This is a genomic window from Acidovorax sp. GW821-FHT09A11, assembly GCF_059418365.1.
In genome coordinates, this window is sequence record NZ_JBWKPS010000009.1 from 91,957 (window position 1) to 112,572 (window position 20,616).

15 protein-coding genes are annotated in these 20,616 nt (G+C 63.4%); 9 read left to right on the forward strand and 6 right to left on the reverse strand.

Translation table 11 applies throughout. The features are described from left to right. Positions 1-57: 57 nt before the first annotated feature. Genes rsmD through AC07PV_RS20380 form a run of 3 tightly spaced genes read right to left on the reverse strand, consistent with a single transcriptional unit; the run spans position 58 to position 3,567 of the window. A complete protein-coding gene (rsmD, locus tag AC07PV_RS20370; RefSeq protein ID WP_494631164.1) occupies positions 58-756 on the reverse strand; it encodes a 16S rRNA (guanine(966)-N(2))-methyltransferase RsmD in 699 nt (232 codons plus the stop codon). Further along, positions 753-2,099: a M16 family metallopeptidase gene (locus AC07PV_RS20375; RefSeq protein WP_494631165.1), complete on the reverse strand. Its 1,347-nt coding sequence runs from the start codon at positions 2,097-2,099 to the stop codon at positions 753-755. Before AC07PV_RS20375 ends, rsmD begins: the two co-directional genes overlap by 4 nt. Before the next feature lie 22 nt (positions 2,100-2,121). Further along, a complete protein-coding gene (locus AC07PV_RS20380; RefSeq protein ID WP_369643186.1) occupies positions 2,122-3,567 on the reverse strand; it encodes a M16 family metallopeptidase in 1,446 nt (481 codons plus the stop codon). Positions 3,568-3,594: 27 nt separating this feature from the next. Between AC07PV_RS20380 and ftsY the strand changes: the two genes are divergently transcribed. The 3 genes from ftsY to AC07PV_RS20395 all read left to right on the forward strand — a co-directional run bounded on the left by ftsY (position 3,595) and on the right by AC07PV_RS20395 (position 8,886). Continuing rightward, complete coding sequence (gene ftsY, locus AC07PV_RS20385; protein WP_494631167.1) at positions 3,595-4,926, forward strand: signal recognition particle-docking protein FtsY; 1,332 nt, start codon at positions 3,595-3,597, stop codon at positions 4,924-4,926. Between the two features lie 108 nt (positions 4,927-5,034). Then, the gene (locus AC07PV_RS20390) at positions 5,035-7,704 is read left to right on the forward strand and encodes an EAL domain-containing protein (RefSeq protein WP_218339563.1); all 2,670 of its coding nucleotides are present in this window, start codon (positions 5,035-5,037) and stop codon (positions 7,702-7,704) included. 117 nt (positions 7,705-7,821) lie between these two features. Next, the gene (locus tag AC07PV_RS20395; RefSeq protein ID WP_494631168.1) at positions 7,822-8,886 is read left to right on the forward strand and encodes an SPM autocatalytic domain-containing protein; all 1,065 of its coding nucleotides are present in this window, start codon (positions 7,822-7,824) and stop codon (positions 8,884-8,886) included. 78 nt (positions 8,887-8,964) lie between these two features. Here AC07PV_RS20395 and cutA read toward each other — a convergent pair whose 3' ends face one another. Then, a complete protein-coding gene (gene cutA, locus AC07PV_RS20400) occupies positions 8,965-9,312 on the reverse strand; it encodes a divalent-cation tolerance protein CutA (RefSeq protein WP_218295928.1) in 348 nt (115 codons plus the stop codon). Between the two features lie 271 nt (positions 9,313-9,583). Here cutA and AC07PV_RS20405 point away from each other — a divergent pair, with 271 nt between their 5' ends. After that, a complete protein-coding gene (locus AC07PV_RS20405) occupies positions 9,584-11,965 on the forward strand; it encodes a glycosyltransferase (RefSeq protein WP_494631169.1) in 2,382 nt (793 codons plus the stop codon). A 76-nt stretch (positions 11,966-12,041) separates the two neighbouring features. Beyond that, positions 12,042-12,470, forward strand: a complete 429-nt coding sequence (locus AC07PV_RS20410) for a hypothetical protein (RefSeq protein ID WP_218295930.1) — start codon at positions 12,042-12,044, stop codon at positions 12,468-12,470. Here the strand turns inward: AC07PV_RS20410 and AC07PV_RS20415 are convergent. Together AC07PV_RS20415 and AC07PV_RS20420 are read right to left on the reverse strand one after the other, a co-directional pair. Next, positions 12,453-13,328 carry a UbiA family prenyltransferase gene (locus AC07PV_RS20415; RefSeq protein WP_494631170.1) on the reverse strand — a complete coding sequence of 292 codons (876 nt, stop codon included), beginning with the start codon at positions 13,326-13,328 and terminating at the stop codon, positions 12,453-12,455. The two genes, AC07PV_RS20410 and AC07PV_RS20415, sit on opposite strands and share 18 nt — an antisense overlap. Positions 13,329-13,381: 53 nt before the next feature. Continuing rightward, entirely contained in the window at positions 13,382-16,456 is a 3,075-nt protein-coding gene (locus AC07PV_RS20420; RefSeq protein WP_492253778.1) for a hypothetical protein, read from the reverse strand. 375 nt (positions 16,457-16,831) lie between these two features. On the opposite strand from AC07PV_RS20420, the gene AC07PV_RS20425 reads away from it, so the two are divergent. The 4 genes from AC07PV_RS20425 to rpoH all read left to right on the forward strand — a co-directional run bounded on the left by AC07PV_RS20425 (position 16,832) and on the right by rpoH (position 20,517). Then, positions 16,832-17,887 carry a glycosyltransferase gene (locus AC07PV_RS20425; protein ID WP_492253779.1) on the forward strand — a complete coding sequence of 352 codons (1,056 nt, stop codon included), beginning with the start codon at positions 16,832-16,834 and terminating at the stop codon, positions 17,885-17,887. Further along, positions 17,887-18,492 (forward strand): hypothetical protein, encoded by a 606-nt coding sequence (locus AC07PV_RS20430; protein WP_218295934.1) that lies wholly within the window; start codon positions 17,887-17,889, stop codon positions 18,490-18,492. The genes AC07PV_RS20425 and AC07PV_RS20430 overlap by 1 nt, the downstream gene beginning before the upstream one ends. Positions 18,493-18,580: 88 nt before the next feature. Beyond that, positions 18,581-19,273 (forward strand): class I SAM-dependent methyltransferase, encoded by a 693-nt coding sequence (locus tag AC07PV_RS20435; protein ID WP_494631171.1) that lies wholly within the window; start codon positions 18,581-18,583, stop codon positions 19,271-19,273. A 302-nt stretch (positions 19,274-19,575) separates the two neighbouring features. Further along, positions 19,576-20,517, forward strand: coding sequence for an RNA polymerase sigma factor RpoH (rpoH, locus tag AC07PV_RS20440; protein WP_218295936.1), 942 nt, complete (start codon positions 19,576-19,578; stop codon positions 20,515-20,517). The last annotated feature ends 99 nt before the right edge of the window (positions 20,518-20,616 follow it).

Below are 20,616 nucleotides of genomic sequence, written 5' to 3' on the forward strand. Positions count from 1 at the left end.
CGCGGGTGTGCGGCCTGGGCTCCGGCCTGAAAGGCCTGGCGGCGCCAGGCGGAGGCTTCAGGCGCCGCGCCGCAGCAGGTGGGCGTGCACCGCACCCGCCTTGAGGTGGCGGTGCAGCGCCAGCCCCCAGGGCGCCAGCTCTTCATCGGCCCAGGCGCGCGGTGCCTCGAGGTACACGAATCCATCGGCGGCCACCGCCTTGGCGGCGGCCTGCAGGGCGGCGCCGAACAGGTCGCTGTCGAACGGCGGGTCCAGCAGCACCAGGTCGATGCTGGCGGGCGCGGCCTGCTTGAGGGCGGCGATGCCGTCGCCACGCTGCACGCGCACGGCGGTGGCCTGCAGGCGCTGCTGCAGGGTGTTCAGCTGGGCCACCAGGGCGGCGTCGCTTTCCACCAGCTGCACGGCGCTGGCACCGCGTGATGCGGCCTCCAGCCCCAGGGCGCCGGTGCCCGCGAAGGCGTCCAGGCAGCGCCAGCCCGCCAGGTCCTGGCCGAGCCAGTTGAACAGGGTCTCGCGCACGCGGTCGGGCGTGGGGCGCAGGCCGGGGCGCTGGGCCACGGGCAGGCGGGTGCGCTTCCACAGCCCGCCGATGATGCGGATTTCGCCCGCGCCCTTGGGCGCGGCGGCTGGGGCCGCCTTGTCCTTGGGCGCGCCCTTTTTGCCGGTGGCGGCCGCCGGGGGGGTGGCCGCAGCGGCCTCCTGTGCCTTGCGGATCTCGGCGTTGATGGCGGTGGTTTTCAGGGTCGAGCGGCTCATGGCTTGCCCCCCACCACCACGGTCACCATGCGCTCGGGTTGCAGCTTCCGGGCCATGGCGGCGCGCACGTCGGCCACGGTCAGGGCCTCCACCTTCCTGGACCACTGGTCCAGGTAGTCCAGCGGCAGTTCGTTCCAGGCGATGTTGGCCACGTTGCCCAGGAGTTTCTTGTTGCTGTCGATGCGCAGCGCGAAGCCGCCGATGAGGTTGTCCTTGGCCGCACGCAGTTCGGCCTCGGTGGGGCCTTCGGCCACGAAGCGCGCGATCACGTCGCGCGAGACCTTCAGGGCCTGGGCCGCCTGGTCGGGGCGGGTCTGCAGGCCCACGGTGAAGGCACCCGCATGCATGCCGGCGGCGAAGTAGCTGTAGACGCTGTAGCTGAGGCCGCGCTTTTCACGCACCTCGCTGGTCAGGCGCGAGACAAAACCGCCGCCGCCCAGGATGTGGTTGCCCACCAGCAGCGCGAGGAAGTCCGGGTCGCGGCGCTGGAAGCCCGGCTGGCCGATGAGCACATGGGCCTGGGCCGAGGTGAAGGGGACGTTCTGCTCCACCGGCGCGGCCAGCGCGCTGATCTCGCCCACGGGCGGCAGCGGCGCGCAGCCCGACGCAGCGGGCAGGCGCGACAGCAGCGTGGCGACCAGCGCCTGGGCCTGCGCGCGCGACACGGCGCCCACGATGCTCACCTTGGCGCGGCAGGCAGCGATGTGCTGGGCATGGAACGCCTGCATGTCCGCCACGTTGATGCGCATCAGCGTGTCTTCGGTGGTGCGCACGCCATACGGGTGGCTGCCGTACACCGCCGAGGCGAATGCATACCCCGCCACGGTGGCGGGGCGTGTGTTGGCCTCCTTCAGGCTGGCGATCCAGCGGGCGCGGTCGCGCGGCCACACGTCGGCGGGCCAGCTGGGCTCGCCGATCTGGCGCGCGGCCAGGCGGGCGGCCTTGTCGAGCAGCGGCGGGTCGGTGAGCGATCGCAGCGAGTAGTGCAGCGCATCGTTCTCGGCGCCGGCCTCGAAGTTCGCGCCCAGGTCGGCCCAGGCCTCGCCCAGGCCGTTCTCGTCCAGCGCGGGCTCGTTGCCCAGGGCCTTCACGCCCTTGCTGGCCATGGCGGCCATGGCACTGGCCAGGCCCGCCTGCCCCGCCGGGTCGCGGCGGCTGCCGGCGTCAAAGTCGATCTGCACGTCCACCATGGGGATGACGGGGCTTTCGACCAGGTAGACCTTGGCGCCGCTGGGTTCCGTCCAGTGCTGGATGGGCAGCAACGCCCAGGCAGAGTTTGAATAAAAAACCACTCCAGCGCTTATCAACAAAGCGCGAGCAGCTATATTTTTGATAGTAATCATGTGCAAGGGGCCCAGGGCGGGTTCAACGGATCACGGCGCCGGGCGGCAGCGTGGGGCGGGCGCGGGGGGCATCCAGGGGCTGTGGCAGCAAGGTGGCCACGGTGAGCTGGTCGTCGCCAAAATACCTGGCGGCCACGGCCTGCACCTGGGCGGGCGTCACGGTGCGCAGCAGCTCCAGCAGGCGTTCATTGGCGTCGAGCGGAAAACCCTGCACCCAGTTGCCGCCCAGCTCCTGCGCCTGGTTCATCACCGAGTCGCGCTCGTACACGGTGGAGGCGATCCACTGCGTCTTGACGCGCGCGAGTTCGGCCTCGCTCACGCCACCCTGGGCCACGCGGGCCACCTCGGCGCGCAGGGCGTCTTCGACTTGCTGGGCCGTCTTGCCCGCGGCGGGCACGCCGCTGAGCATGAACAGGCTGGGGCCGCGCCCCGTGACCATGGCGCTGCTGTTGGCGCTGTCGGCCACGCGGTTCTCGCCCTGGGTGAGCGCACGGTCGAGCCGTGCGCCGTCGTAGCCGCTGAACACCGCCGACAGCACCATCAGCGCGAGGGCATCGCGGTCGGTGTCGGTGAGGTTTTCCACGCGGTCAAGGCTGGGGGTGCGAAAGGCCAGCGCCACATACGCCTGCTCGGCCGGCGCCTTGACGGCGATGCGGCGCAGGCCCTGCTGCGCGGGCTCGGCGCGCGGCTTGCGCTCGGGCAGCGCATGGGCGGGGATGCCGCCGTAGTATTTTTCGGCCAGGGCCCGCACCTGCACGGGGTCCACGTCGCCCGCCACCACCACCACGGCATTGGTGGGCGTGTACCACTGGCGGTAGAAGGCGCGCGCGTCGTTCGGCGTCATGGCATCGAGGTCGCTCATCCAGCCCACGATGGGGCGACGGTAGGGCGACGCGGTGAAGGTGGCGGCAAACAGCTGCTCGGCCAGCATGGCGCGGGGCTGGTCCTCGGTGCGCAGGCGGCGCTCTTCCTTCACCACCTCCAGCTCCTTCTTGAACTCTTCATCCGGCCAGTGGTTGTGGGCGAACCGGTCGGATTCGAGCTTCATCACGTCTTCGAGCCGGCTGGACGGGATCTGCTGGTAGTAGCCCGTGTAGTCGCGGCTGGTGAACGCGTTCTCCCGCCCGCCCAGGGCGGCCACGCGGCGCGAGAACTCGCCCGGCGGCAACGTCTTGGTGCCCTTGAACAGCATGTGCTCGAGCACGTGCGCCACGCCCGTGGTGCCGTCCACTTCGTCCATGGAGCCCACGCGCACCCAGACCATGTGCACCGCCGTGGGGGCGCGCCGGTCGGGCTGCACGATGAGCTGCATGCCGTTCCTCAGGGTGAACTGCTGCGCGCCAGAGGCCGTGGTGGACGGCGTGGAAGAAGGCGCATCGGAGGGTTGGGATACCGGGGTGGTTGCCGCGAAGGCAGCCCCGGACGAGAGGCAGGCCAGCAGGCCCAGTAGGGTGAAAGCACGTTTCATAGAATGGATGATTCTAAGAACCCACCAATGTTCAGTTTTTTCAAGAAAAAGCCCGCCGCTCCGCCATCGACGCCCGCACCGTCCGATGCGCCCTCCCCGGCCATGTCGTCCGGCGCTCCAGCACCTGCCGCCCCCCCCACTTCCGTCCTGCCGGCCACGGCAGTTCCGGCGGTGCATCAGCCGCCAGGGCCTTCGCCTGCCCCCGCGCAGGTGACCACGCCCGCGACAGCGCCCGCAGAAGCTCCCGCCGCGGCGCCGGCCGCTTTTGGCTGGCTGCGCAACCCGTTCGCCCCCAAGGCGCCCGAGGCGGCCCCCACGCCCGTGCCCGCACCGGCCGCGGTTCCGCCGCTGGCCCCCGTGGCCGTGGCAGCGCCGGTGCAGGCCTCGCCGCCGGCGCCCGTGGCCGTCGTGGCAGCCCCCCCCATCGCCGCACCGGCACCTGCGCCGGCCGCCCCCGTGGAACGCAAGGGCTGGCTCGACCGCCTCAAGGCCGGGCTGCGCAAGACGGGCAGCAGCATCACCACGGTGTTCACCGGCACGCAGATCGACGATGCGCTGTATGAAGAGCTGGAAGAGGCCCTGCTCATGGCCGATACCGGCGTGAAGGCCACCATGCACCTGCTGGCCGACCTCAAGCGCAGGGTGAAGGACAGCAAGACCACCGACCCCGCCGCCGTCAAGGGCCTGCTGGCCGACTCCCTCGCCGACCTGCTGCGCCCGCTCGAAAAAGCGCTGGTCATTGGCGAGCACACCCCCACCGTGATCATGGTGGCGGGCGTCAACGGCGCGGGCAAGACCACCTCCATCGGCAAGCTCACCAAACACCTGGCCGGCGAAGGTGCGGCCGTGCTGCTGGCGGCCGCCGATACCTTCCGCGCCGCCGCGCGCGAGCAACTGGGCGTCTGGGCCGACCGCAACACGGTCGAGATCGTGAGCCAGGAAGGCGGCGACCCGGCCGCCGTGAGCTTTGACGCGGTCACGGCCGGCAAGGCGCGCGGCAAGGACGTGGTGCTGGTGGACACCGCCGGGCGCCTGCCCACGCAGCTGCACCTGATGGAAGAGCTGAAAAAGATCCGCCGCGTGGTCACCAAGGCCGACGCCACGGCGCCGCACGAGGTGCTGCTGGTGATCGACGGCAACACCGGCCAGAACGCCCTGGCCCAGGTGCGTGCGTTCGACGATGCGCTGCAGCTCACGGGCCTCATCGTGACCAAGCTCGATGGCACGGCCAAGGGCGGCGTGCTGGCGGCCATCGCGCAGGAACGTCCCATTCCGGTGTATTTCATCGGCGTGGGCGAGAAGCTCGAAGACCTGGAGACCTTCAACGCGCGCGAATTCGCGCAGGCGCTGCTGACCTGAAAACCCGCCCGCAACCGCGATCCATGGCCCCCTCGGGGCCATTTTCACGTTTACGAACGGCAGCAATTCCCCCATGATGGGCTTTCCCCAGGAAAGGCGCGGACGCCCATGTTCATTGAGCTGGTCAAAGGTGTTGCCTTGCTGCTGGCGCTGTGCTTCCTGCATGGGTTCAACATCCGCGTCTGGCGCCGGCACCCGCGCACCGGGCAGGTTTTCTCCGGCATCCTCTTTGGCTCCATCTGCGTGGTGGGCATGCTCACCCCCGTGGTGCTGATGCCGGGCGTGATCTTCGATGCGCGCTCGGTCGTGCTCAGCATGGCGGGCCTGTTCGGGGGCCCGCTGGTGGCCTGCATCGCCGCCGCCATGGCCGCCACGGGCCGCCTCTGGCTGGGGGGCGCCGGCGCCGAGGTGGGCCTGCTGGTGATTGCGCTGTGCACCACGCTGGGCCTGGTCTACCGCGAAGGCCGCGCGCGCGGGCGCCTGGGGGTGGAGCCCGTTCCGCTGGCCCTGTTCGGGTTGCTGCTGCACACCGCAGTCGTCGCCCTGTTCCAGCTGCTTCCCGCCGAGGCCGTCCAGCGCATCAACCAGACCCTGGCCGTGCCTTTCCTGCTGACCTTCACGCCCGCCACGGTGGTGCTGGGCCTGCTGCTGCGCGATGTGGAAGAACGCCTGGCCACCGAGCGCGCGCTGCATGGCACGGCGGCGCGCCTGCGCGCCATCGCCCAGGCGATCCCCGACGTGCTGCTCGTGCTGGACGCCCGTGGGCGGTATGTGGAGGTGCTCTCGCCCGACGACGCACCCCTGGCGGCCAGCCCGCCCCAGCTGATTGGCAAGCGGCTGCATGACGTGCTGCCCGCGCCACAGGCCGACAGCTTCCTGGAGCTGATCCGCAATACCTTGCAGTCGGGCCAGACGCACAGCATGGAGTACGAGATGCAGACGCTCTCGGGCCCACGGCATTTCGAAGGGCGCGCTCAGCCCCTGGGCGTTCAGGTGGGCGGCCAGGCGGCCGTGGTCTTCCTGGCCCGCGACATCACCAAGCGCAAGCTCGCCGAGGGCGCGCTGCGCGAATCGGAGCTGCGCTTTCGCTCGCTGCTGCGCAACATTCCGTCCATCTCCGTGCAGGGCTATCTGGAGGACGGCACCACCAGCTACTGGAACCGGGCGTCCGAGCAGCTCTACGGCTACACCGCCGAGGAAGCGCTGGGCAGCAACCTGCTGGACCTCATCATCCCGCCGGCCATGGCCGACACCGTGCGCGGGCACATGCGCCACATGTTCGCCACGGGCGAGGTCATCCCGGCGGGCGAACTGCAGCTGCGGCGCAAGGACGGCTCGCCCGTGGACGTGTTCTCCAGCCACGCCTACATCCAGGTGCCCGGGCATCCGCCCGAGATGTTCTGCATCGACATCGACATCTCGGGGCGCAAGGCCGCGGAGGACGAGGCCCGCTACCTGGCGTTCTACGACGCGCTCACGCAGCTGCCGAACCGGCGCCTGCTGGTGGACCGGCTGCAGCAGGTGCTGGCCAACGGCGCGCGCTCGGGCCTGACCACCGCCGTGCTGTTCGTGGACCTGGACAACTTCAAGACGCTCAACGACACCCGGGGGCATGAGGTGGGGGACCTGCTCCTCAAGGAAGTCGCCCTGCGCCTGCCCGGCTGCGTGCGGGAACAGGACACCGTGGCCCGCCTGGGTGGCGACGAATTCGTGGTGGTGCTGCAGAACCTCAGCAGCGACCCGCCGGAAGCCGCGGCGCAGGCGCGCACGCTGGGAGAACTCATCCTGGCCCAGCTGCGCCAGCCCTACCAGCTGGCGGGGCACGAACACCATTTCACGGCCAGCATCGGCGTCACGCTCCTGCGCGACCACCGCGACTCCGTGGACGAAGTCCTCAAGCAGGCGGACATGGCCATGTACCGCGCCAAGGACGCGGGCCGCAACACCCTGCGCTTTTTCGACCCCGACATGCAGCAGGCCGTCAACCGCCGTGCGCTGCTGGAGGCGGAGCTGCACACCGGACTGCGGCAGTCGCAGTTCCTGCTGCTGTACCAGCCCCAGGTGGACGACCAGGGGCGGGTGACCGGCGCAGAGGCACTGGTGCGCTGGCGGCACCCGGTGCAGGGCATGGTCCCGCCGTCCGAGTTCATCCCCCTGGCGGAAGAATCCGGCCTGATCCTGCCCCTGGGCCACTGGGTGATGGAAACCGCCCTGCGCCAGCAGGCCCGGTGGCGCCAGCACCCGCAGTTTGCCCACCTGAACGTCGCCATCAACGTGAGCGCGCGCCAGTTCCTGCAGGACGATTTCGTGGCCCAGGTGCTTGCGCTGCTGCAGCGGACGGGGGCCGATCCGGCACGGATCAAGCTGGAACTGACCGAAAGCCTGCTGCTCGACAACGTGGACAACGTGATCGCGACGATGCGCGCGCTCAAGGCCCATGGGCTGGGCTTTTCGCTCGACGACTTTGGCACGGGCTACTCGTCCTTGAGCTACCTCAAGCGCCTGCCGCTGGACCAGATCAAGATCGACCAAGGCTTCGTGCGCGGAGTGCTGCTGGACCCGAGCGACGCGGCCATCGCCCGCTCGATCATCGCCCTGGCGGGCAGCCTGGGCCTGGACGTGATCGCCGAGGGGGTGGAAACGGCGGCGCACCACCAGTTCCTGCTGGCACACGGCTGCAAGGCGTTTCAGGGCTACCTGTTTGGCAGGCCGCTGGCACTGGAAGACTTTGAACGGGCGGCGCTGGAGGCACTGGGCCCCGCAAAGGCCCCCGGCTGACCTCGCGCCAGACCGGCGCCGCGATGGCATTCAAGTTGCCGCACGCAAATGCCGATAACCAAAGGCCACGACAGTCGGCCCCGCGCCGCGCCTCCGTGGAAACCATGGAGGTGCCCCATGAAAATCGAGTCGTCCACCCTGCAGATGCAGGCCCGGCATGCCGCCACGCGCATGCACAGCCAGACAAGCCGCCTGGAAATGTGGGTGGGCGAGCGCCCTCCGGGCACGCCCGCCGCCCGCCAGGCCCCGCCGCCCCAGATCTCCAGCGCGGCCCGCCTGGCCCAGGCCGCCCACGCGGCCGCTGCCTCGGCCTCCGTCGAACCGCGCCCCACGCGCGACCCCGACGAAGGCCTGACACCCCAGCTCGCGATGATCCGCGACCTCATCGAACGCATGACCGGCGTGCTGGTTCGCGTGTATGCCGGGCCCAAGGCCGCAGAGGCGCCCGCCGAGCCCGTGCCCGCTGCGCCGCCCGCCGGGAACGGCACCACGGAGGCCCCCCGCCAGCGCGCGGGCTTTGGCATGATCTACGAACAGCGCGAGGTGCTGGAGGAAACCGAACGCACCCAGTTCGCGGCGGCGGGCACCGTGCGCACCGCCGATGGCCGGGAGATCCAGTTCACGCTGCAGCTGGACATGCAGCGCAGCTACCGCGAGGAATCCTCCGTCAGCCTGCGGCTGGGCGATGCCGTGGCGGTGGACCCCCTGGTCATCAACTTCGACGGCACCGCCGCGCAGCTACAGGACCTGCGCTTCGCCTTCGACCTGGACGGCGACGGGCAGACCGAACAGGTGCCCCTGCTGGCCGGGAACCGGGGCTACCTGGCGCTGGACAACAACCAGAACGCACGCATCGACAACGGCCTGGAACTCTTCGGCCCGGGCACGGGGAACGGCTTTTCGGAGCTGGCCCGGCATGACAGCGACGGCAACGGCTGGATCGACGAGGCCGACCCCGTCTTCCAGCAACTGCGCGTGTGGACCCCGGGTGCGGATGGCACGGGCCGCCTGCAAACCCTGCAGGAGCTGGGCGTGGGCGCGGTGCAGCTCAGCGCCCAGGCAACGCCCTTTGCCCTGCGCAGCGCCGACAACGGCAGCCTGGGCGCCGTGCGCTCCACCAGCGTCTACCTGCGAGACGACGGCAGCGCGGGCACGGTGCAGCAGATCGACCTGAGCGTGTAGCCAGCCCAGCCACAGGGGCCAGGCAGGAACCCGCCCCTGCCGCCCAGGAGGCTGAAAAAAACCGCGGATGCCCCGCAGTCAGGCCAGCACCGTGGCATGGGCCACCTGCGCATCCACCCAGCCGGCATATTCTGCGGACCCCTGCAGCGCCTGCACCACCAGTTGCGGCAGCGCATAAGGATGTTGCGCCCGCAAAAGCGCCAACAGCGGGTGCAGCGCGCGCGCCACGGTCTTGCAGACCAGTCGGAGCTCACGGTCCTCCTGCGAGGCGCCCTGCCAGCGGAAGTAGGCCGTGATCGGCTCCACCTGCACACAGGCCGCCAGCCGCGCCTGCAAGACCAGTTGCGCCAGCCGCCGGGCTTCCGCTTCGGTGGCCACCGTGGTGGTGACAACGAGAATGTCGCAAAGGGCGGTCGGCTCGGTCATGCACGTCTCCCGAAGTTGGGCGCTGCAGTCTGCCATAGCGTCCTGGGAAGCGCCAGCCGGTGGTTCTCCACGCCCCTCCCTTGACGGCTCCGTGCGCCGTATCCATCTGCCAATGGAGAACTTCTAGCCGCTTTCAATGGCAGGCGCTGCGCGTCACCCTGCCCAGGCCATAGGGTGTGTTAGATTTTGTTCACTATTCATGCGTTAGCTGGGCCTGTCGCTCGTTGTTTGCGAGTCAAAGCAATTCAGCAGACAAATCCTCAAAGAAAAAATGACGGCTCAACGCGCACTTTTCACCATCTGCTCGAACAACTATGTGCCGATGGCCAAGGTCTTGCTGGAGAGCATCCAGCGGCACCATCCAGAAGCCGATGTATATCTGTGCCTGGCCGACGACGTGCAGCCGGAGATGGTGGACTATCCCGATGCATGCCAGGTGATTGCGGCCACAGACCTGAATATCGATGATTTCCGCGGATTCGCATTCCGCTACGACATCATGGAATTCAACACGGCCGTCAAGCCCTTCATGTTCCGCGCGCTGCGGGACCGGGGTCATGAGCACGTCGTTTATCTCGACCCAGACATCGAGGTATACGCGCCGCTGGACAAGGTGTTCGCGTTGCTGGACGCCGGCGCCTCGTTTGTCCTGACGCCGCACATGACGAAGCCCGCCGAGCGGAGCGACTTTCCCGATGACGTCGGCATCATGCGCGCCGGTGTCTACAACCTTGGTTTCCTGGGAGTCGGTGCCGCGCAGGAAACAGAAGAGCTGCTGCGTTGGTGGTCGCGCCGGCTGCAATATGACTGCGTCAACGAGCCGGATTCCGGCCGATTTGTCGATCAGAAATTCATGGATCTGATCCCCGGCTTTGCCGCCAAGGCGCAGATTCTGCGGGATACCACATACAACGTGGCCTACTGGAATCTCCACCAGCGGACATTGACGGGCGAAGCGGGTGCGTGGCTGGTGGACGGCGAGCCTCTGTGTTTTTTCCACTTCAGCGGCATTGATCCACTCAACCCGCAACGGTTGTCGAAATACACCCAGGCATTTCGCGACGCAGACATCTCGCATCCGCTGGCAAACCTGATGCATCGCTATGCGTCCCGGGTGCTCGCCAATGGCCACGGAGACATTCCTGTCGGCGCATACGCTTATGGGCGATTTGCCTCTGGCACTCCCATTCCGAAATTTGTACGCCGCATGTTCCGTGACCGCCATGTGCGCTGGCTAGGCGGCGATCCATTCGCCACTTACGAGGACTACTTGCATTTGCCAAGTCCCGACGCATGCAGCGGGGCCTCGGGTCAGGCCACGCGCCTGCTGACAGAAATACACCGCAGCGAGCCGGGGCTTCGACATGCATTCGATCTCTCGACAGCACACGGTGTCGACAGATACCTGGACTGGTTCAGAACCCACGGGCGACCCTGGTTCGACGGCAGAGCCATCATGGCCCCCAGGCAGCCCATCGATGCACCGTCCACAACCGCTATGGACGCCCTCCCTTTGCAGTGCACGAACAAAGGTCCCTCGGTCACGGTGGTGGGTTACCTGCGGCTGGCGTTGGGCGTTGGCGAAGCAGGTCGACAGATGTTGCGTGCGCTCGACCACGGCCAGATCCCGGTATGCGGCCTGCCGGTTCGCATCAGCGCGTTGTCCAGTGAACTGGAACAGTCTCTGGAAGGACTTTTTGTTGGCCAATCGTCCTCCCCCATCGAGGTCTTCAACGTCAATGCGGACCAGTTGCCCCTCGTCGTCAAAACACTCGAATCCTCCTTGAATCCCGGGGCTTGGCGGGCGACGATGCCCTTTTGGGAACTGGAGAATTTTCCCGCCCCTTGGCTCAAGGCATTCGATCTTGTGGATGAGGTGTGGGCGCCCACGCAGTACATCCAGGCCATGCTGGAAGGCAGAATCGACAAGCCTGTGCGCTACATGCCGCTGATGCTCACTTTCGAAACCCCGAAAGCCGGTGAACGGATGCAGTTCGGATTGGACGATGGTGCTTTCATATTCTTCTTTTCCTTCGATTGCCTGTCATTTGTGGAGCGCAAGAATCCGATGGCGGTGGTCCGGGCGTTTCGCCGTGCGTTTCGCCAAGATGCGCCAGTTGCGAAAGTCCGGCTGGTCATCAAGGCTCTGAACGCGGACAAATTGCGTGGCCCGCAGGCCGCACTGTTGCAGGAGTTGCGCGGCGATCCGGATGTCCAGCTGATTGAAGACACCCTGAGTCGGAGCGCCACCTTGCAACTCATCGGCTGCTGCGATGCGGTCGTGTCGTTGCACCGCAGCGAAGGCCTGGGCTTGCTGATCGCAGAAGCGATGGAGCTGGGCAAGCCGGTCGTTGCCACCGACTATTCCGCCACCACCGAACTGGTATCCAACCAGACAGGCTGGCCTGTTGATTACACGCTGGTTGCAGTACCCGAAGGCCACTACCCATTTCACGCCGGCCAGATGTGGGCCGAACCGGACGAAACGCATGCGGCGTGGCAAATGCGCTCGGTGTATCTTCATGCGGACGAAGCCGCGCGCCGTGCGCGCAATGCCCGGGATTTGCTGCACAAGCAGCATGGGCCGGCCGCATGTGCGCAACGGCTGCGCAGCCGAATTGCCGAAGTACTCGCACTGCAGTGCACCAAATAGCGTGCGCTGAATGCAAACGCCGCCCCGCGTCGCAACGACACATCTCAGCCTATAGCAATTCGAAGCAGGACACGTGATGGATGAGCTAGCAAAAAACACATGCGCCGAATCTGCATGCATGGCGAACGCCCCGCAGACCTCCGGGGTCGCGGCACGCTCCATTCCGTCCGGTAAAAATTCTGCCCACATGGAGCAGGCGCCTCTGCGCGCCTCAGCTTTGGAGCATCGCCGGATTGAACTAGACCTGATCGACACACGCGAGGAATGCAGACGGCTCGCGCGCGCTGGCGCCGAAATGCACGACGAGATTCTGGCACTCAATCGCGCCCTGCTGGCGGCAAGGCAACAGGTTCAGATCCTGCTGGTGAATCAGCGAGAGCTGGAGCAATTGCGCGCGACACGGCACTCCCTGCAAGCTCAAGTGGACGCGCTTGTGCGGTCTGGCTCCTGGCGCATTACCAAGCCGATACGCATGATCTACAGCCTGCTATCCAGCCACTCCTGACACCCTGCCGTGAACATAAGGCAGCGCAAAGGTTCCCAAGAGCACCAAGCCAATCAGGGCAAAGTTGAACCGGTAGTGCCGCTGCAGATGCAGCAAAGGATGGGGTGCGAGCCGTGACTGAAACACCTGCCACGTCTTGAGACCATGCAACAGATAAGCCGCCAATGACAGACTCAGCAACAGTGGATGCTGCTCCATGGCGGCCCAGACTGCGACAAGCCCATAGGCAGCACTAAACAGCACGAAGGCCGCGATGGAGGTGGCATTTTTTCCGAACGCCACCGCGTTGGTCAAAATACCATTTGCTGCATCCGCGTCATGTCCGCGCACTTCATGCATCAGGTGGCCAGCCGCAAACACGACACCGAAATAGCACGCAAAAACAAGGCTCTGAGGGTTCAGTTCGCCAATCGCCAGATAGCCCAGCAAGAAATGCAGGATGCCACCGGCCAGATGCAGCAGCGAACTGGCAATGGGGATGCCTTTGAGGTGCCACCGGGGTGAAGAGTAGAACGTGCTGGTCAGCAGCATGCCGCCGGCGACCCACAACGAATGCAATCCAAGATACGCCGAGAATGCCAACCCCAGAACCGCCCACAGTTGCGCCATGCACCACATTGCCCGCCTGGATATGCCGAGCGACAAGAAGGTACGCGTACTTCGATTCGGATCCTGGAGGTCACCGTCAATACCCGCCCAGTCGTTGAGCACGATGATGTGCGCCACGAGGCAGGCGCTCGCACACACCAATGCCACCAGCGTGCACAGCGTATCGGTCCCGGAACGTTGGACACTGCGATCAAGCGCAAACACAAATCCCATCAAAGGCGTGCCTTGAAGCACTGCGACTTCGTCCATCCGCACGCACTGCAGCCATCGGAACCAGGCAGGTGTCCGCATCCCACACCCCATCAATGAGAGGAAGCAACGTTCTTGCGCGCCTGCTCGTTGGCGGCGAACAAACGAAGCCACAGCGCAAGCCCCAGCTCTGGAGACCAGTAGTAGCGGCTGACGGTCGCCGTGAGATCATTGTGGAAATACAGTACCGGTGATTGCCACACGCGCTCAAATCCCTTGGCCGCGATTGTCCGCAGGAGCTTGTCGTTGTCCTTGAGCCGGCTCCGACCCGGCCTCGCCTCCGTCAGGTGGATGCCTTCAATGACCTTCAACCAGAGCTGCTGATCCGGATCCTGCACGGCGAGTAATGACTCTGGCAACTTCAACGGGCAGCCCATGGCCTGCAGGGCAGGCAACCGCCACATCACCGCGGCAGGTGCGCGTTGGTAATAGACCCACAGTGACGGATCCTGGGAGTGCGACTGCAAGACTTCACACAGTTTCCGCGCCGCCAGGGAATCGACTTGGTACAACCACATCAGGACATGGATCTGAATACCTATGTCCGCAGGATTGGGGTTCTTGCCCGGATCGATGCACTCGTAGCGATCCTGGGCGGCCAGCCAAGTACGGTAAAGACCCTCTGGAGTCTTGAATGCCTCCAGCGTCGCACGGGCCTTTTCCTGCAACTTGCCGTCCAGCGCGGGGGCAAGGCGCCAGACCAGCGCCGTGTCGTCAGCATCGGGAGTGATTCTGCAGCCCAATACACCATGCGAAGGAAGATCGGGACGGCCGTGGTAACGCACAAGACCGGTCTCCTCGATCTGTTCGGAAAGAAAGCGTTTGGCCTTGTCCAGCGTGCCAGACAATTTCAGGCTGGAACTTACGGGGCCCAGAAGGTCGACGATCGCCGCAGTCGAAAATACGTTCAGCTCCGAATGGGGCTGCCGGAAATGCACCTCGCTGGTGTAGTCAGTCAGCCAATACCCCCCACTATCCTGTTGGTATTCGAGCGTCGAGGTGGCGAACTTTGCCATCTCGGAGATGGACATTTCATCGGACCACCGGGGAGGCGCTGCAGCGGGTTCAACCGAAAAGACTTTGGAGACGAGACGCTGGGGGGCTGACGCCGGGCTTTTGGACGGCAACACCACGGAGATTCTGTGTTCGCCTGCTGACAGGCCGCGCACCGCAATGCTCGCCCTCCATCCACTGGCAGCGGTGACGCCCAGGACCTTCTCAACGTCCGGGCGTCTGAAGAAAGAGCTGATACCCGCCTCTCGCCGGTCATCCAGCCAGAGCTCAAGATTTCCCGGGACCTTGTTCCCCGAGGATATCCAGCCGACCACGTCGAGACCCCGGTTCGGGTGAACGCGAATCGCATCAATGGCCCCTCGCCACGGGACCTCCATCAAAGCCGCGGCGTGAGCAGCGGGAACCGGCAGTTCGAATGCCTGGAGGATCCAGGGCATTGCCTGGGGGTTCGAGCGGACCAGCGCACTGAATACAGGCCGACTGGAGGTCAAAAGCGCGGCCGGAAAAGATATCTTCCAGGTTCCGGTATTCCGGGCGCCCACATCTTCGTCTTGGCGGTACCCAAAATCGGACGTGCCACCGGACACTCGCACCCCGTCGATCAGCAGGTGCACATCGAAAGGCTGGCGGCTTCCGAAAAGAGCCCATCCTTCCACCGTGGCGAGTCCCTCGGGAGAAATGTTCAATCGGTCGATTGATCCGGACAACCCAGGAAACAGATCATTGAAAAACTTGGGGCGGGCCAACCACGGAGAATGTTCGGTCATCCACGCGGCACGTTCGGATATCGCCACCCGCTGGCTGGCATCCTGCGGAGGATGGGCACTGAGGTATTCCGAGTGGGCGCTGCCGGTGTACCCAAAGGCCCCGATTGCCGAACTGGCGACGGCAAACAGGCCGAGCGCCACAAACACTCTTCGCGCATTGACCCCCAAACCCTCGACGACAGGGGGCAACATCCAAAACAGGATCGGCAGCAGATCGGTCAGAAACCGGGGGCCCCAGCTGACACCGGAACTCCAGTTCACCGCGGCATAGAAAACAACTTGCAGCACAACCACTCCCGCCAGCAACAGCGACAGCAAACGCAAAGACGGTTGACGGGCCTGATGAAGGAAGCCAGGCAGAGCAAAAAGCAGGAACGGAGAGAATACGAACAACCCCTGCACCGGGCTGAACAAAAGTCCACCCACGCCCTTGAGGGTATTCAGCAGAGAGATGTCAAGTTTTTGCCCTTGCAGGGCCAAGCCATAGCCGCCGATCCAATTACCTACCACCCCCAAGTTGTAGGCCAACGTTGCCACCACGGGAACGACAGCACCCACGACAAAGAATTTGAAATTTCCCCGATCTTTGAGAAGCGCATGGATTGCAAAGCCTGCAGCAAGAATGGCATCGGGTTGCCTGTTGCAAGCCAACAGGGCACACAGCAGGCCCGTCACGGCTGCGCACGAACGCGTGCGTCGTGGCAAGACGGATAGCCACAGCAACCCGATCACCAGCAACTGGCCGATGCCATGCATCCACAATGCCTGGCTGCTGATGACCCACGTGGATGTACCCCATCCAAACAACAGTGCCAGCCAAGCGGCCGTCTTGGTGTCGGATTGCCGCCGAAGCAGCAAGAACATCAAGGCGACACTGATACTGGCGATGAGCGAGGCGGCAAGCTTTTCCATGATGCGGCCTACGCGCTCTACGCGCTGCACCGCCCAATCGGTGGCATTCAGGTACAGGACCGCAGGTAGATAAAGCGGCGCGGCCAGTACGGGCGTTACCGGAGGATACATCGAGACGAGGTGGCCATCAGCAGTCCTGAGCATCCACCAAGCCTCACCGATCTGGCCTGGCTTCTGTGGAGGACGAAGACCTTGGGCCACATGCAGCGCAACGGGATCAAGGGTTAAGGTGCCATGCTTCCAGATCGACAGCGGCAAGTACCGGGCTGCGTAAGTGTCTGCGGCTCCGATCGTTCGCAAGTTGATGTTGAATATCAGCAAGCCGGCGCAAAAAAGCAGCAACGCCACCACCCCATCTCTGCCCAAGCGCAACCAAAGACCAGGCTTGGGGGGTGTTCGCTCAAAAGTTGCCAAATGGCGCATATCTAGGTTCATCGTCTTGTCGGAAACGCATTGGCGTGCATGGCTTCGCCCCGAGGAGTGGCCCGCACTGACAGCATCAATCCGGCGGACACCAGGCAAGCCTCGTGAAAATCAGGGCACCACGACATGCCAACGGGACGTAGACGCTTGGGCAAGCGACTTCAGTGTAACAATCTGCAGCGTGCATAACGGGAAAATGGGCTGCTCCCATGCCGGTGGCTGAACGTTGCAATCATCATGATGAGCGCACGAACTGCTATTTTTCGACGATCGGTCCCCATGAAAAAAAGGAGCCGAGGAGATCCTAATTACCGGTGCAAAAATGGCTCTCGCTCGTACAAAACTGTATGGAAATGCCGCTCGTTTTTCTCCGTCGAGCCTGCTTGTATGTCTGAACTGTGTCCCAATCTCGTTGTCCTCATGCCCGTCTATGAAGACCGGGAAGCATGTTCGCTCCTGTTGCAGCACTTGGACGAGCATGTTCACATCCCGTATTCTGTAGTGATCGTGGACGACGGGTCCCGCCGCTATCCGTTTGAATTCGAGCGGGGGGTGCATTCCCACATGGATGGACATCTATTGCGTCTGCACGACAATTTCGGCCATCAAATAGCCATTTCGGTGGGTTTGCGGTTCATAGCAGAGCATATACACGATGATCAATTGGTGGTGATCATGGACTCTGACGGAGAAGATCTGCCCGAAGCCATCGAGAGGTTGATTGCAGGGCTAGAAGACGCGTCTGATGTCGCCGTCGCGTCAAGGGGCAGCCGCAACGAAGGAAGGCTCTTCCGACTTCTTTATGTGGGCTACAAAGTCCTTTTCCTCTGTTTGACAGGCAGGCGCATGAACTTCGGCAACTTCATGCTGCTGCGCGGATCCGCTGTCAAACGGCTCTGCACCATGCCCACGCTGGCGAGGCACATTGCCGCAACAGTGCTCGTGTCGGAGCTGCGGGTACAACGCATTCGCGTGGATCGTGGACACAGATACGCGGGCCGCTCCAAGATGAATCTCCCGCGACTGGTGCAGCATGGCATTGCCTCTTTCTCGGTCTTTGCAATCGTGGCAAGGCGCCGACTCGCCGTGGCCACGGCTGTATTCGGGGGGCTGGCGATAGGATGCGGCCTAGCCTTCGGCACGTTCATCGTCGGACTGGATCAAGGAAACTTCTCGCTAGGGGTTGCAACGGCGACCGCAATCTTCATTGCAGCATGTGCGGCTGCCGCGTCGTTAAATATTGCCTCACATCTGGCAAAACACCACGGGCCTTTAAAGGCTCTCATCCAATTCGAAAAATCGTCCAAGATACCGGTCGAGACAATTGACGATATCCCCCCGGTGTTCCACCAACAGGAATACGGTCTCCCCCAATCGATGGCCGATCCAGGCTCAATTGCCAAAGGTACCCAGCCTTCTTTTCCGCAGCAACTCCCAGTCTGATGCGTCGATTCATCCTGTCAATGTCGGGGGTTTTACTGTATATAGTGATCGCAGTGATTACTTATTGGCTTTACATTCACTCGGTCAAAGTTGATGTCGTGCTATATGCCGCAATCTGGGCTTGTTGCTTGGCCCTTCTGGTTTATGCCGCAATTATATTGGCACTACCATTTTCCAGCCAATTCAGCTCACTCGAGAAGGCACAGAATATTTCAATCTGCGCACTGATAGGCTATGCAATGGCCTTGACATTCCCAACAGTCATTGATCGCTCACTGTCATTTTATATTCTTGAAAAACTCCAACAGCGTGGTGGAGGCATTCAACATCAACGCCTGGATTTGGTTTTTCGTGAAGAGTATTTTCGCGAGCACCGCCTGATGGATGTTCGGATTACCGAGCAAATGCAGTCTGGCACCGTTTTTATTGATCAAACAAATTGCCTACGGCTCACTTCACGCGGAGAACACCTGGCAAGCTTCAGTCGTTTTTTTCGCTCTAATTTTCTCCCCCCGCAGAGGCTTATTTCCGGAACCTACTCAAAGGACCTCATCGATCCTTTTGCGCACAAGACTGCCATACCCCGCTATCTTTGTGAGAAATGAATTGAGCAAACAAGCTTCAAACAAGCACATGACCGAAAATTTTTACCAAATTAATCTGGTGAATTGTGGCATTTTACGGGAGTAAATTTTGAATATTGAAAAAGCGAAGCAACTGGTCGCTTCTGTGAAGCACTGGCATCATGCTTTTGAAATCTATCCAGGTCTTTTCACACCTGGAACCTATGATCCACGTTTTCTCCTCAATGACATTTCCTTCCCCCCAGATCTTCGAGGTCAGCGGGTACTTGACATCGGCCCTTCAGACGGATTTTTCTCTCTCGCAGCTCACAGACTGGGTGCTGAAGTTGTCGCCATTGACTATCGGAGCAAAGATGCCCATGGATTTGGAGTGATGGAAGAAATCTCGGGGCGATATTTCCAATACCACCGTGCCAATGTCTATGACCTGAATGCCAAAGAGCTGGGGACATTTGATCACGTACTTTTTCTCGGTGTCCTGTACCATTTACCAGATATGGTGAAGGCACTTGGAATTGTTCGATCCCTTTGCCACGGGGTGATGTACCTCGAAAGCCATGCGGCGAATGATCTGCCCACGAACGAAGCCCAGGCTCGCTATTACCGTAGCAATACCCTTGCGGCAGATATCACCAATTTTTGGTCGCCCAATCCCGCATGCATACATGATATGGCGTTTGATAGCGCCTTTGATCTCGTCTCTCATAGAACATGGAGCGACCGTTACTTCGGCCGTTTCACGATCAATGAGGAACCGGTGCGCAAACGAAAGCTCCAACTGGGCTACGGGCTGCTCCAATAGTCTCGACCGCTCGCCGAAGTCATCCGCACATCCACCTCATGAAAGACCAAAAAGGTTGTTCACCTTCACCTGCTCCTCAGTACGGGCAGGCGCGGGTTTTGGCGGTCCTTGACATTCCTGGACTGGGTTCATCGCAAGCCCAGGGGGATTGACGCCACCACTACTGTCGATGTGACAGAAATCGGCAACCACGACCGTCGAGAAAGGTGCCTCCCACCCCGAACAACCGGAGGGGAACTCCGGGTTTAGCACTCACTCATAGAGAGTGCTAACATCATGGCTTAGAGGAAAGGATTCCCGGAATGAACATTCAATCTGGAACCGCGACGACGACTTTGGCGCCCGCCAACCCCTGGGCGCTGGTGCCCCCGCTGGGCAATCTGGATGCCTACATTTCCGCTGTCAACCGCCTGCCGCTGCTCACCCACGAAGAAGAGCAGACGTACGCACGCCAGCTCAAGGACCACAACGACCTGGACGCCGCCGGACGGCTGGTGATGTCGCACCTGCGCCTCGTGGTGTCGATTGCGCGCCAGTACCTGGGCTACGGCCTGCCGCATGGCGACCTGATCCAGGAAGGCAACGTCGGCCTGATGAAGGCCGTGAAGCGTTTCGACCCCGACCAGGGCGTGCGCCTCGTGAGCTATGCCATGCACTGGATCAAGGCCGAGATCCACGAATACATCCTGAAGAACTGGCGCATGGTCAAGGTCGCGACGACCAAGGCACAGCGCAAGCTGTTCTTCAACCTGCGCTCGATGAAGCAGGGCTTCAAGGCCGATGCTTCCGCCGCGGATGCCGCGACGCACCGGGACACGCTGTCCGAGCAGGAAATCGACACCGTGGCCGCGCAGCTCAACGTGAAGCGTGAAGAAGTCATCGAGATGGAAACCCGCATGTCCGGTGGCGACGTGCTGCTCGACCCTGCACCTTCGGACGATGGCGAACAGGCGTTTGGCCCCATTGCCTTCCTGGCCGATGCCTCGCATGAGCCCACCGCCATGATCGAGTCGCGCCAGCGCGATGCGCTCGCCACCGACGGCATCGCCACGGCGCTGGACAGCCTGGACGCGCGCAGCCGCCGCATCGTGGAAGAGCGCTGGCTCAAGGTCAACGACGACGGCACGGGCGGCATGACGCTGCATGAACTGGCCGCGGTCTATGGCGTGAGCGCCGAGCGCATCCGCCAGATCGAGGTGGCCGCCATGAAGAAGATGAAGAAGGCGCTGGCCGAGTACGCCTGAATGCCCGCGGGGGCGCGTTAATATCCCGCTTGTGCAGAAGTTGCCTCGAGGGGCCCCAGTTCTGGGGCCCCTTGTCGTTATGGCCCCGAACTTTTTTTG